This window comes from Winogradskya humida, assembly GCF_016862215.1.
Taxonomy (GTDB): domain Bacteria; phylum Actinomycetota; class Actinomycetes; order Mycobacteriales; family Micromonosporaceae; genus Actinoplanes; species Actinoplanes humidus.
The window spans coordinates 107,311-119,574 of sequence record NZ_BOMN01000122.1; the positions used below are offsets into that span (position 1 = coordinate 107,311).

Consider the following 12,264-nt stretch of genomic DNA (forward strand, 5'->3'; position numbering starts at 1 on the left):
GGGTTTCGCATAGTTAGTCGCGACCCCCTCGCGAGAAGTTCCCGGTTTCTTGAGAAGCTCGGGCCAGGAACGCGTTGTAGCGGGCGAGGTCGTCCTCCTCGCCACTGGCTTCGGCGCGGTCGGCGGCGCGGTCGAGGCGGGCCTGCTCGCGTTCGTCGGAGCGGATCCACTGGCGGACCAGCAGCAGCATGACGGCCACGGCGGGCAGCTCGCCGAACGCCCAGGCCAGTCCGGCGCCGAGGTGCTGATCGGTGAGCAGGGACGAGGCCCACGCGGGGTGCACGGCGGTGTACCAGTCCGCGGCGATCACCGTCGTGGACTGCAGCAGCACGAAGCCGAAGAACGCGTGCGCGACCATGGCGAGGAAGTGCACGACGGTGAGCAGCGCCGGATGGACACGGCGGCGGCCCGGGTCGATGCCGATCAGCACCCAGAACAGCAGGTACCCGGCGAGTACGAAGTGCACCAGCATCGCCAGGTGCCCGAGGTGGTAGCGCATCAGCGTGCCGAGCAGGTCGCCCATGTAGAGCCCGTACAGGCTGACGACGTAGATGCCGAGGGCCACGAGCGGATGGCTGAGCAGGCGGAAGACGCGGCTGTGCAGGGCCAGCAGCAGCCACTCCCGGGCGCCGCGCACCTGCGGATCCGACGGCCGCTTCAACGCGCGCAGGGCCAGGGTCACCGGGGCGCCCCCGACGAGCAGCAGCGGCACGACCATCGACAGGACCATGTGCTGCACCATGTGGACGCTGAACAGCACGTACGCGTACTTCGCGACGCCCAGGCAGGTGATCGCGCCGAGGAGCAGCAGGCCGCCGATCCAGGACGCTGTCCGGCTCATGGGCCAGGCGTGACCGGCCCGGTGCAGGCGGCGCACCCCGGCCAGGTACGCGAGGATGCCTGCGGCGACGACGGTCAGGAAGAACATGTCGGGCAGGAAACCGGCGAAGAGCCGCGCCGCTGTGAGCGGGCCGGGCTGGTCGAAGCCGAGCAGTTCCACGAGCGGGTCCGGCTGATCGGGTTCCACGACGGGGGTGGGGCTGCGGGACAGGGCGACGGCGAGCCCGATCGCGGCGCCGAGCACCGCGAGCTCGCCCGCCGCGAGGCGCAGGAACGCCCACGGTGCCCCCGCGCGCAGCGCCGGCAGGGTCCGGGAGCGGTGGACAGCGCCGATCACCCCGGCCAGCGCGAGCGCCAGGACCTTGAGCAGGACGAGGACGCCGTAGCGGGAGGTCCACAGGGCGTCCCACTGACCCAGTCGCACGATGGCGTTCGCGGTGCCGCTGATCGCCGTTGCCCCGAAACACGCCAGCGCCAACCGGCTGTAGCGCTCAGCGGTGTCCGAAAATCGGCGATGACGGCGTACGGTCAGCAGTCCTGCCAGACCACCCACCCAGAGTGACGCCGCGGCAACGTGCAGGGCCAGGCTGGTCACCGCGAGTTGATGATCTCCCGCGCCGGCCGAGTGGCCGGTCAGCGCCGGTGGCAGCAGCGCCACCAGCGCGAGGCCGGCGGTGACCGCGGCTGTCCCCCGCGAGACCCCGGAGCGCGACAGGATCACCACGGCCAGCGCCAGCCCGATCTGGGTCAGCAGTGCCTGCCCCTGCGAGATCGAGAACGCGAAACTGAGGACGGACTGGCGGCTGAGCTGCCCCGGCGGCACGCCCAGGATGTCGGACACCGTGAACATGACCAGGGCGGCGCAGGTCAGCGCCCAGCCGAGGGCGAGCCAGGTCGTGCGGCGCAGCAGCTGCCAGCCGTGTGCCGCGACGCTGGTGCCGTCGCCGGGCAGCAGGAACGCCGCGGTCACGGTCAGGCCCACGGTGAGCACGCCGAGGACGTTCGCGAGGGCGGTGAGCGCCGGGAGGGTCCACTCGGTGACGGCGCCGGGGCTCGGGATGCCGGGCAGCACGCTGTCGTCGACGGCCCCGCCGAAGAGCAGGGCCGCCACGAGGGCCACCACGGTCGTACCCATGGCCGCCGCCACCACGGACGGCGTCCTCACCGCATCACGCACCTCAGCACAGTCGGTGACGGGACGCGGTGAGTTCCCGGGCGTGACCCACGACTCCCGATCCGGGCTACACCGCGGGCGGGGTCACCTTCAGCGTCATCATCGGGACGGCGCCGGTGAGCTGGGAGCGGACCTCGATGCGGACGCCTGCGCGGGCGACCTGGACCGAGTTCTCCGGGTTGGCGGCGTTCCAGTAGGCGAGGGGGTCGGCGTCGGTGAAGACCGGGATCGCCGGCTGCTGCGGGACGGTGACCGGGGTCCCGTTGCTGTGGAACGTCACCGGGTCGGTCCTCTGCAGGCCGAACGTGGCGTCGAACGGCTGGCGGCGGTTGTTGAGGACGGTGCCGTCGGGGAACACGATCGGGGCCGGGCGGGCGTCGACCGGTAACGTCAGGCCCGTACCCGGATGCTGGCTGGTGTTGTTGTCACCGGCGGCGGGGTTGACGTACCAGACCAGAAGTCCATCCTGGTAGGGGAAGCGTTCCACCCAGTCGGGCCGGGAGTCGCGCCAGCCGAAGTTGTACGGGCCCAGCTTGAGCGTCTCGTCGAAGCCGGTGTAACCGCGATACTCGGCCGCGTAGTACGAGCCGTCACTCAGCGGCACCACCACCGCCTCCGGCAACCGTCCGTCACCGCCACTTGCCGGACTCAGCGTTACGATCTTGGTCGCGCCGGGCTGCACGGTGACGAAGTTCGACCAGCCGAGAGCGATCTTCTCCCAGGCACCGAGGTAGCCCGGCGTCGAGCCGATCGACGAGCCGCCGCGGTTGAGCCACGAGCCGGAGGACATCAGCGTCCAGAAGCCGGTGCCGTTCTCGCCGCCGGCCGTGTCGTAGAGGTCGGGCAGGCCCAGGTCGTGGCCGAACTCGTGGGCGAAGACGCCGAGGCCGCCGTTCTCGGGCTCGGTCGTGTAGTCGCCGATCCAGATCCCGGTGTCGCCGATCTGCACGCCGCCGGCCCGGTTGTTCGCGGGACCCGTGCCGCCGATCTGATCGGCGAAGGCGTACCAGCGGTGCGACCAGATCGCGTCGTCGCCCTGGGCACCGCCGCCGGCCTCCTCGCCCTCGCCGGCGTGAACGGCCTGGAAGTGGTCGATGTACCCGTCGGGCTCGTTGAAGTCGCCGTCGCCGTCGTAGTCGTAGCGGTCCCAGACGTCGAACGTGGACAGGTACTTCCTGATCTCCGCGGGCCGCTTGCCCGAGGCGGCCTGGGCGCCGTACCAGGCGGTCGCGCTGTCCTTGACGAAGTTCCAGTAGCCGTCGTCCTCGCCGATGGCGTTGCTGCCGTACCGGGCCTCGTTGTACGGGACCTTGACCCAGCTGGAGACGTCGCCGCCGACCGTGTACCTTCCGCCCGACTGCTTGCGGTAGAAGCTCGTCATCGACTCGTTGAGCTTCGAGAACAGCAGGCTCTGGTAGTAGGCGGGGCTGAAGTCGGGCGCCCAGAGCGTGGAGTTGTCGTCGGTCGCGCTGCCGTCCCAGTTCCGGTCGGGGGCCGGGATGCGGTTGTGCGACGGGCCGGGCGTACCCGCGGTCTCCGGTGTGGTGGCCTCGCCGAACTCGACCAGGAAGCTGAGGATCGGGTCGGTCTTCGCCGCCTTCTTGCGATACTCGACGTACCGTTTGTCGCCGAGCTTGACGACCTCGGAGCCCGTGCGTTGCAGCGTCTTCGCGGTGCCGGCGACGAGCTTGCCGACAGCCTCGGTGCGCTCGGCCGCCAACTGCTCCCCGAGCGGGTGCGGCAGGTCGTCCTCGCCGAGCGACGCCTCACCGGAAAGAGGGGCGGGTGCGGCTGCGGCCGGGATCGCCGTCACCGGCGCGAACACCAGGACCCCGGCGAGCACGACACTGAGATGCCTTTTCAAGAAGATAACTCCTATTTGTACGCACTTGGAGATCATCATTCTCACGGGTACGCGACCCGCCACCCGCCGCGACGCGCCACCACTAGTCCGATTTGTCCGGACGCGCCACCGGGATCGCGGCATTAACCTGGCTGCATGACCGCATTCAGGAAGGCCGTCGAAGCGCGTGACGCCGAGGCCATCGAGGCAGCGCTCGCGGACGACGTGGTGTTCCAAAGTCCCGTGGCGTTCAAGCCGTACCAGGGCAGGGCCCTCACGGCCGCGATCCTGCGCGGCGTGCTGCGGGTCTTCGAGGACTTCCGCTACGTGCGCGAGCTGAGCGGCGACGACGGCCGCGACCACGCCCTGGTCTTCGAGACCCGGGTCGGGGACGTACGCGTCGAGGGCTGCGACTTCCTGCACCTCGACGCCGACGGCCTGATCGACGAGCTGACGGTCATGGTGCGTCCCCTGTCCGCGGCCCAGGCCCTGTCGGCGGCCATGGCAGCGGAATTTCCCCGGATCCAGCGCGAGGCGACCGGCTCGTAGAAGAGGCGATGGGCCCGCCGGTTCGGGACCTCACGCCCTGCCCGGCCGGCGCGCGCCGGCCGACGATGGGGTCATGTCGCCATCAACACGTGAGTTCGAGGCCGCCGCGCGGGCGGCGTTGCGCGCCCCGTCGGTGCTCAACACCCAGCCCTGGCGGTGGCGGATCACCGCCGACACCCTCGAGTTGTACGCCGATGTCGGCCGGCAGCTGAGCATCGCCGACCCGTACGCCCGGCGGTTGCTGATCAGCTGCGGCACCGCCCTGCACCACGCCCGCACCGCCCTGGCGGCGACCGGTCACGAGGTCGTCGTCGAACGGATCCCCGCGGGAGCGTGGCCGGCGCTGATCTCCCGGCCGGCGTCGCTGATCTCCCGCCCGGCATCGCAGATCTCCCGCCCGGCATCGCTGATCTCCCGCCCGGCGTCGCTGATCTCCCCGTCGGCGGAGCTGGGCGAGCAGGTGCCGCTGGCCCGGTTGCGGCTCGGCGCGGCGGTGCCTGCGGATCCGGGGGCCGGGGACCTGGCTGCGGCGATCCCGTTGCGGCGTACCGACAGGCGGGGTTTCAGCAGTGAGCCCGTCAGTGACGACCTGATCGACCAGCTGCGCCGCGCTGTGGAGCACGAGGGGGCGCACCTGCGGCTGGTGCCGCGTGAGCAGATCCCGTTGCTGGCACTCGCCGGGGAGCTGGCCAACGAGACCGAGGCCGAGGACCCGGCGTTCCGGCAGGAGCTGATCCGCTGGACGTCGCGGCCGGCCGGGCACGGTGACGGCGTCCCACCCGGGGTCGCCGTCCGGCAGACGCTGCGCCGGGTCCCGGTCCGCGACCTGGCACCGCTGGGTGGCGCGGGGCTGACGGCGGGGCGGGGGAACGACCGCGGTGCGGCGTACGTGATTCTCTACGGCCCGGCCGAGAGCCCGCTCGACCTGCTCCGCGCCGGCGAGGCCCTCTCCGCCCTGCTACTGCTGGCGACCAGCGACGGTCTCGCCACCGAACCGTTCAGCGAGGCCGCAGAGGTCGCCTGGCCGCGCCGCCTGCTGGGCGAGCTGCTCGGCGACGGCGGCATCCCGTTCCTCGCCGTCCGCCTCGGCCACCCCGCGACGGCGGGCCCGCTACCCCCGGTCCCCCGCCGCGACGCCGGCGAGGTCATCACCATTGAGTGAGCCGGCGACCTCGCGGACGCAGGCACGCAGCCAGCCGTGGGCGCCGTCGGCGTCGTAGCGCTGGTGCCAGGCCTGGGAGATCTCCAGCGGGGGCAGGTCCATCGGCGGGTCGAGGGCGACCAGGCCCAGCGTGTCGCGGGTGTGGCGGCCGATCCGGGCGGGCAGGAGTCCTACGAGGTCGGTGCGGGCGCAGACCAGGACCGCGGCGGCGTACGTCGGGACGGCCATCGCCACTTGACGGTGCAGTCGGTGAACAGCGGTTCGACCCGGATCTCCGGCGGCGGGGCGTCGGCCTGCAGACGGGTGAGCAGCTCCGGGCCGAAGGAGATCGCGACGTCCTCGGCCAGGGTCGCGAACGTGCGCTCAAGGCGCGACAGATCCGGCGGGCCGGGCGGGGTGAAGACCGCCTGCGCCCGCTCGGCGGGTTCGGGTTGGGTGTGGGGTTGGTCGCGGTCTTCATCGCGTACGCGCTGCGTCAACGCGCAGTACCTGCAGGACGTCAAGGGGTACTCGACGCTGCTCACCGGTTTCGCGATCGCGCCGCTCGCGGTCGGGGTGGGCGTCATGGCCGCGGGGGGTGACGCCCTGGCGGCCATCCTCGCGATGGCGACGATCGTGGTCGTCGCGACGTGGAGGACGCCGGCTCCCGTGGCCCTCGCTGAGGTCAGCGGGTGAGCGGATAGCATCGGCCGGTGGAGAAGCTGACGGACGCGACCCGATCGCTGCGCTGGTATGCCGGGCTCACCGTGGTCCTGTTCGGGGTGGTTCCCGCGGTGATGGTGGCGCTGCTGGTCGCCCGGGGCAACACGCCGGGATCGGTCGGCTACCTGCTCATCGGCGGTATCCCGCTCGTGGTCGCCGCGCTGGTCCAGCTGATTCGCGGCCTGACCGGCACCGACCCGGAGGAGATCTCCCGGCGGCTGCATCTGAGCATGGCCCTGGTCGCCGGCGCGGATGTCCTGCTGCTCGGCGGCAACGCCCTGATCCGCATGGCCACGAATTGACCGCCGGCACTATGGCGCCGTGCTGAATTTGCTCTAGCGTCGGCGGGGTGATCTGGGCTTTTCTGGTGGCCAATGCCGTCGTCGTGCATGCGATGTACTTCGCGGTGGACTCGCCCGCGCACAACACGTTCGGGGCGATCGGGCGGCTGCTCGGTCTCTACCTCGCGTTCATGCTGGTCGTGCAGGTGCTGCTGATCGCGCGGCTGCCGGTGCTGGACCGCAGGTACGGCATGGACCGGCTCACCGCGTGGCATCGGTGGACCGGGGTCTCGATCTTCTGGCTCGCGCTGCTGCACCCGTCGTTCGTGCTGCTGGGGTTCGCCCGCTACGACAGGATCCCGGTGCTGCGCGAGACGGTGAACTTCTCCGAGCAGACGCCGGTTCTGCTGGGGATGATCGCGGTCGGTCTGATCGTCGTCGTGGTGGCGCTGTCGGTGCGCACCGCGCGCAAGCGGCTGCCCTACGAGGTGTGGCATGCCATTCATTTCCTGGTGTACGCGGTGATCGTGCTCGCCGTGATCCACCAGGTGTACGAGGGCACCGCGTTCACGGTCAACGCCGTGACGCAGGTCTACTGGTGGGGGTTGTGGGCGTTCGCGATCGGGGCGCTGCTCACCGGGCGGCTGGTCGTGCCGCTGGTCCGTAACGCCCGGCACCGGATGCGGGTCGGTGCCGTTGTTCCGGAGGCGGGCGACGCGGTCTCCGTACACGTCACCGGTCGTGACCTTGATCGGTTGAACGCCCGCGCGGGGCAGTTCTTCCTGTGGCGGTTCCCCGGTCACAACCCGTGGTGGCAGGTGAACCCGTTCTCGCTGTCGGCCGCGCCGGACGGCACCACGCTGCGGCTGACCGCGAAGGGCATCGGGACCACCAGCTCGGGGCTGCGTGACCTGCCGGTCGGCACCCGCGTGCTGATCGAGGGCCCCTACGGCGCGATGACCACGGCGAAGCGGGTCCGGGAGAAGTCGCTGCTGATCGCCGGTGGCATCGGCGTCACCCCGATCCGGGCCCTCCTCGAAGACCCGGACCTGGGTGACGCCGTCGTGCTCTACCGCGTGCGGGACGCCGCCGGCGCGGTCCTCGGCGACGAGCTGCGCGACCTCGCGGGCGACCGCCTGCACCTGCTGACCGGCCGGACCGGTCCTGACAACAACCCGTTCACCGCGCAGAACCTCGTCGCGCTCGTCCCCGACGTCGCCGACCGCGACGTCTTCATCTGCGGCCCGGCCGGACTGACCGACGCCGTCCTGCGAACGCTGAGCGAGCTCCGCGTGCCCCGGAAACAGGTGCACGCGGAGCTGTTCAGGCTTGCCGGCGGGTAGAACTCCGGTTCAGCTGCCCGTGATCGACCAGTGCCACGGCTCGGACGGCAGGTTCTCGTAGCCGTACTCGTCGGCGTGCGCGGAGAGCCACTTGAACCCGGCGCTGCCCGAGGTGAGGGTGCTGCCGCCGGACGTCATGTCGACGGCCAGGCCGATCTCGTGCAGCGACCGGCCGGGGATCGCCGTCGGCACCCGGCACGACGACGGCGGCGCGGTGTAGATGTCGGGGCAGCCGTTGATCTTCCGCAGCTCGATCTGGCGCTGCCGGGTGCGGAACCCGCCGCCGGACAGCGTGACCCCGTCGCTCTTCGCGTCGTCGAGCATCCGCTTGAACGCGAACGCGACGCTCTTGTGCACGGTGATGCCGTACACGGTGGTGGTGTCGGTGACGGCGAACCCGGTACGGATCTCGTTGACGACGGTCCCGCTGATCGCGGCGGCCTGCGCGCGCGTCGCGGCGGACGTGTCCAGCGCGACGAGCTTCTGCTGGTTCACCCGGAGCCGGTCGGAGGTGGTCTGCCACGCGGTGGTCACGGTGTCCAGGTCACCGGTCGTGGCCAGCGCGGTGCCCAGCGCCGTCCGCAGCAGTGCGGCGGACTGACGCGCCACGGCCCGGTCGGCCGTCACGGTCTTCGCGGCGGCGGTCACGGCGGCCTGCGCGCGGGTCACGGCGGCCTCTTTGCGGGGCCGCTGCTGCAATACGACCGTGCGGGTGTTCTTGGCGCTGGTCAGGGCCTCCACGGAGATCGCGAGCCGGGTACGCGAGGTGCCGTCGGCGGTCACCGCCGCGGTCAGCCCCGTCTGCGCGCCGTCGTGCGCGAGCCGGGCGGTGGTGACCCCGGCGGCCTGGTTGACCAGCGTGGCCCGCTGGGTGGCCAGCGTCTTGCGGAGGGCGATGTACTCGGGGCTGCCCGTCAGGCTCTGGCGCATCAATGCGGTCCACTTGCGCGCCGAGCTCGGGACAGCCGCGGAGGCGATGGTCGGTGTGCCGGCAACCGTCACGGTCACGGCGAGGGCCGCGACGGCGAAACAACGGCGCGCTCGGGCGTACATCTGCTGATGGGCTCGGGTTCGGTGTTGTGTCGTCACCCCAGAGACTCTCGCGAGCCCCAGGTGCATCCCTGGCCCGATGCCGTAGCGGAACGGTTGCGCTCGATCCTGCGAGCGGGTCAGGCGGAGGTGATCCGTTCGGCCGTGCCCCGCTCGGTGATGATCTCGTAGCAGAGGTCGGTCAGTTTCCGGTGATGACCGCGGGCGTAGGCGCGGATCGCCGCGAACGCCTCGTCGACGGTGATGCCGGCGGCCTGGGCGACCGCGCCCTTGGCCTGCTCGATGGCGATCCTGCTGTTCAGCGCGGACTGCAGCTGTTCGGTGAGCATCTCACCGCGGCTGATCGCCCGTTCCTGGAGCAGGCCGATGGCGGCGACATCGGTCAGGGCCTGCATGATCGGCACGTCCGCGTCGGTGAAGTCGCCGCCACGGTGGTCACCGAAGACGTTCATCGCGCCGATCACCTGGCTGCGGACCCGTAGCGGGAAGGCGTGGACGCTCTGATACCCGGCCGCCGTCGCCCGCGGGGCGAAGCGGGGCCAGCGCTCGGACGCTCCGGCGAGATCGATGTTGATCACGGGCTGCCCGCTGACGAAGGCCTCCAGGCACGGGCCCTGGTCGTACTGCAGCTGGAAGAGCTCCAGCAGTTTGACGTTCTCGTCGGAGGCGGCCATGAACTCGAGGCGCCCGTGCGGATCGGCCAGGACGAGCCCCGTGGCCGCGGCGCCGACCAGGGTGGTGGCGCGGCCGGTGAGCATGTGCAGAAATTCGATCAGGTCGAAGTCGTCGACCAGGGTGTCGGCCACCTCGACGAAGATCGCCGCCAGTCGCTTGGCGGAAACAGTGGTCATGGCTGGTCCTTGTCGAATCGCAGACGGCGGGCAATGATGTCGCTGGCTACGTCATCCAGGCGACGGTTCTGCGCGTACGCATAGGCGCGGATCCGCGCCGATGCCTCGGTGATGCTGCCGCCCAGCTGGATCATAACCATCCCCTGGGCCTGGAACAGTTGCGCACCGTGCCCGACGTCGGCGGCCAGGCTGTCGGCGTCCGCGGCGGTTTCGGCGTCGCTCTGCCGGTCGATCAGGGCTTCCACGGTCACGTCGGCGAAGTGCAGCGCCATGGGCAGTTCGGTCGCACTGAGCGGGCCGGCCCGTTCCCGGAAGACGTCCAGGATGCCGAGCCGGGCAGCGCCGATCTGCAGCGGGAAGGCGAACACCGCCCGCACGCCGTCCTGCAGGGCCGCGGGCACATATCCGGGCCAGCGACTCACCGCACCGGCACCGAGATCAGCGATGAGGACCGGGCGCCGAGTGGCGAAGGCGTCCATGCACGGGCCTTCGCCCATGACGAACTGCAGCTCTTCGACGCGTTCACTGACCGGGTCGGACGCGGCGCACACGCCACGGGTGCCGTCGTTGGTCATCATGCTGATCCCCGCACCGGAGGCCGACAACGCCTGCGCCGCCGTCCGGCAGACCTGTTGCAGGAACATGCCGGTCGACGTTCCCGGCCGGGCGGAAGCGGCGATCAGCCGGCGTACCGCCAGTCTTACGTCATCCACGCCGATGTCCTCCCGCTCATGTCGCTGCAGTCGGGTCGAAGGGAGGCCGGCAGGTACGCACCTCGGCCACCACCTCACGCATAGGTCGCGAACTGTGCTGGGCGTAGGCCCGCATCCGGTGCAGGGCGGTCGCGGCGTCCACCCCGCCCATCTCCATGATGATCCCCACCGCCTGCTGAAGCTCACCGGCGTACACCGGCAGCACCACGCCACCGGCGGCACCACCCGATGCCTGATCACCGAGCAACACCGCCGCCGCCTCACTGTACCGGCGCGCCCGGGCCTGCCCGGCAGCACTCAGCGGCCCCGCGGCGCCGCGGTGCAGGCTCAGGATCCCCACGGGAAGACCATCGATCGACACCGGGAAGGCGAATATCGAGTTCACCCCGGCGGCTGACATCTCAGGAGCGAAGAGCGGCCACCGTGCGCGAGCCGCGGGGGCACGGAGATCATCGGCCAGCACCACGTCACCGGTGGCGGTCGCGTCGAGATGGGGGCCCTGTCCCGAACGGGAGTGCTGATCCTCCACCTGGTCGGCGAACGGTCCGCTGTCGCTGAGCATGACCTCCCCGGCCCCGGCGGCGAGCACCGACAGAACCACGCCGTCGACCTCGGGCACCTCGCCCAGGCATTCAGCACTCAGCGCACCGACACCGCCGCGAGCGCGCAGCGACGACACCAGCCGGCGGACATGCCGCAGCTCCTCCGGCTGCTCCATCAGCGGTCCTCGCTCATTCGGGCTCATCAGCCGGCGCGAGAAGGGTCGCCGGCAGGGGCAGCACGATGCTCGCCTCTCCGCTGATCACCGCGGTCGCGAGGTCCGACGGCGATCGCCCCGCCTGCGCGGCGGCCAGGCGCAGGACACCGCCCGCAGTGTCGGGATCGATCCGCAGCCGGACCGCCAGCATCCCGGTGGCCCGTTCGACCAGAGCCGCGCCGGCGACCGCGGCGCGCACCTGCCCGGTGTCGGCGCCGGCCGGAGCCGGCGAACGGGTGGACACAGCCGCACTGGCGGCATCGGCAAGCTCCTGCGCCAGCACGGTGTCGGATTCGCTGAAGGCCCCGGGGGCCGAACGGAACAGATTGAGCACCCCGATCGCCTCGTGGTCGTGCAGCACAGGCACGGCATGGGCGGCCCGCATCCCCGCGGCGCGGGCCTGGGCGCCGAACCCGGGCCACCGCGTGTCGGGGACCTCGGCGTCGAGGAGGAAGAACGACAGCGAGCGGCGGTGCGACTCCACGCAGGGGCCGCTGCCGGCCTGGAGCTCGGCGGCCTCCAGCACCCGGATCGCTTCCGAGGACACCACCATCGTGCGCAGCGCCCCGTGGTGGTCGGCCATCATCACCCCGGCACCTTCGACGTCCAGCAGACGCATGCTCCAGCGGGTCAGCGCATGAGCGGCGGTCATCGCGTCACCCGCGTGGCACGCCGCGATCTCACCGAACGCGCGGTCTATCAACGAACCTCGGTCGCCGGCGCGGCCGGCGTCATTGTCGATCGACACGATCAACCTCAGGGTCTACTCGGTGGAACACCGCAACCCCGGGGCTCGCTACAGCTGCCAGTTCGCCATGCGTCTTTTCGGCCATTCTACGCCCGATCGTCACCGGGCTGACCGATGCTGCTCTTCAGCGGTGAGGGCTGCTCGGCTGCTCGGGCTGCTCGGGCTGCTCGGCGGTGAGGGCTGATCGGCGGTGAGGGCTGATCGGCGGTGAGGGCTGATCGGCGGTGAGGGCTGATCGGCGGTGAGGGCTG

Annotated in this window: 13 protein-coding genes; 5 read left to right on the top strand and 8 right to left on the bottom strand. The window is 71.1% G+C overall.

The window, feature by feature from the left end; translation table 11 throughout:
• Positions 1-13 precede the first annotated feature (13 nt).
• Complete coding sequence (locus Ahu01nite_RS42650; protein ID WP_239159590.1) at positions 14-2,005, bottom strand: bifunctional copper resistance protein CopD/cytochrome c oxidase assembly protein; 1,992 nt, start codon at positions 2,003-2,005, stop codon at positions 14-16.
• A 76-nt stretch (positions 2,006-2,081) separates the two neighbouring features.
• Positions 2,082-3,878: an immune inhibitor A domain-containing protein gene (locus Ahu01nite_RS42655; protein WP_203842468.1), complete on the bottom strand. Its 1,797-nt coding sequence runs from the start codon at positions 3,876-3,878 to the stop codon at positions 2,082-2,084.
• Between the two features lie 135 nt (positions 3,879-4,013).
• Between Ahu01nite_RS42655 and Ahu01nite_RS42660 the strand changes: the two genes are divergently transcribed.
• Both Ahu01nite_RS42660 and Ahu01nite_RS42665 read left to right on the top strand, forming a co-directional pair.
• Complete coding sequence (locus tag Ahu01nite_RS42660) at positions 4,014-4,406, top strand: nuclear transport factor 2 family protein (protein WP_203842469.1); 393 nt, start codon at positions 4,014-4,016, stop codon at positions 4,404-4,406.
• A gap of 73 nt (positions 4,407-4,479) precedes the next feature.
• Positions 4,480-5,568: an Acg family FMN-binding oxidoreductase gene (locus Ahu01nite_RS42665; RefSeq protein ID WP_203842470.1), complete on the top strand. Its 1,089-nt coding sequence runs from the start codon at positions 4,480-4,482 to the stop codon at positions 5,566-5,568.
• On the opposite strand, the gene Ahu01nite_RS42670 is transcribed toward Ahu01nite_RS42665, so the two are convergent.
• Positions 5,518-5,796 (bottom strand): type 2 periplasmic-binding domain-containing protein, encoded by a 279-nt coding sequence (locus Ahu01nite_RS42670; protein ID WP_203842471.1) that lies wholly within the window; start codon positions 5,794-5,796, stop codon positions 5,518-5,520. The two genes, Ahu01nite_RS42665 and Ahu01nite_RS42670, sit on opposite strands and share 51 nt — an antisense overlap.
• Positions 5,797-5,817: 21 nt before the next feature.
• Here Ahu01nite_RS42670 and Ahu01nite_RS42675 point away from each other — a divergent pair, with 21 nt between their 5' ends.
• The 3 genes from Ahu01nite_RS42675 to Ahu01nite_RS42685 are packed head-to-tail and all read left to right on the top strand — an operon-like array spanning position 5,818 to position 7,894.
• Entirely contained in the window at positions 5,818-6,243 is a 426-nt protein-coding gene (locus tag Ahu01nite_RS42675; protein WP_203842472.1) for a hypothetical protein, read from the top strand.
• A 17-nt stretch (positions 6,244-6,260) separates the two neighbouring features.
• Positions 6,261-6,572 carry a hypothetical protein gene (locus tag Ahu01nite_RS42680; protein ID WP_203842473.1) on the top strand — a complete coding sequence of 104 codons (312 nt, stop codon included), beginning with the start codon at positions 6,261-6,263 and terminating at the stop codon, positions 6,570-6,572.
• 47 nt (positions 6,573-6,619) lie between these two features.
• A complete protein-coding gene (locus Ahu01nite_RS42685; protein ID WP_239159591.1) occupies positions 6,620-7,894 on the top strand; it encodes a ferredoxin reductase family protein in 1,275 nt (424 codons plus the stop codon).
• A gap of 9 nt (positions 7,895-7,903) precedes the next feature.
• Here the strand turns inward: Ahu01nite_RS42685 and Ahu01nite_RS42690 are convergent, their stop codons facing one another.
• The 5 genes from Ahu01nite_RS42690 to Ahu01nite_RS42710 form a co-directional block, all read right to left on the bottom strand.
• Entirely contained in the window at positions 7,904-8,947 is a 1,044-nt protein-coding gene (locus Ahu01nite_RS42690) for a M15 family metallopeptidase (protein ID WP_203842474.1), read from the bottom strand.
• 116 nt (positions 8,948-9,063) lie between these two features.
• Positions 9,064-9,795 carry a GAF and ANTAR domain-containing protein gene (locus Ahu01nite_RS42695; RefSeq protein WP_203842475.1) on the bottom strand — a complete coding sequence of 244 codons (732 nt, stop codon included), beginning with the start codon at positions 9,793-9,795 and terminating at the stop codon, positions 9,064-9,066.
• Positions 9,792-10,508, bottom strand: coding sequence for a GAF and ANTAR domain-containing protein (locus Ahu01nite_RS42700; RefSeq protein WP_239159592.1), 717 nt, complete (start codon positions 10,506-10,508; stop codon positions 9,792-9,794). The genes Ahu01nite_RS42695 and Ahu01nite_RS42700 overlap by 4 nt, the downstream gene beginning before the upstream one ends.
• A gap of 16 nt (positions 10,509-10,524) precedes the next feature.
• Positions 10,525-11,226: a GAF and ANTAR domain-containing protein gene (locus Ahu01nite_RS42705; RefSeq protein WP_203842476.1), complete on the bottom strand. Its 702-nt coding sequence runs from the start codon at positions 11,224-11,226 to the stop codon at positions 10,525-10,527.
• 13 nt (positions 11,227-11,239) lie between these two features.
• Positions 11,240-12,013, bottom strand: a complete 774-nt coding sequence (locus Ahu01nite_RS42710) for a GAF and ANTAR domain-containing protein (RefSeq protein ID WP_203842477.1) — start codon at positions 12,011-12,013, stop codon at positions 11,240-11,242.
• Positions 12,014-12,264 lie beyond the last annotated feature (251 nt).

Coding starts and splice junctions, on each gene's coding strand:
- Ahu01nite_RS42705 (WP_203842476.1), bottom strand. CDS start 11,226: ATGGAGCAGCCGGAGGAGCTGCGGCATGTCCGCCGGCTGGTGTCGTCG.
- Ahu01nite_RS42690 (WP_203842474.1), bottom strand. CDS start 8,947: ATGTACGCCCGAGCGCGCCGTTGTTTCGCCGTCGCGGCCCTCGCCGTG.
- Ahu01nite_RS42695 (WP_203842475.1), bottom strand. CDS start 9,795: ATGACCACTGTTTCCGCCAAGCGACTGGCGGCGATCTTCGTCGAGGTG.
- Ahu01nite_RS42670 (WP_203842471.1), bottom strand. CDS start 5,796: ATGGCCGTCCCGACGTACGCCGCCGCGGTCCTGGTCTGCGCCCGCACC.
- Ahu01nite_RS42660 (WP_203842469.1), top strand. CDS start 4,014: ATGACCGCATTCAGGAAGGCCGTCGAAGCGCGTGACGCCGAGGCCATC.
- Ahu01nite_RS42665 (WP_203842470.1), top strand. CDS start 4,480: ATGTCGCCATCAACACGTGAGTTCGAGGCCGCCGCGCGGGCGGCGTTG.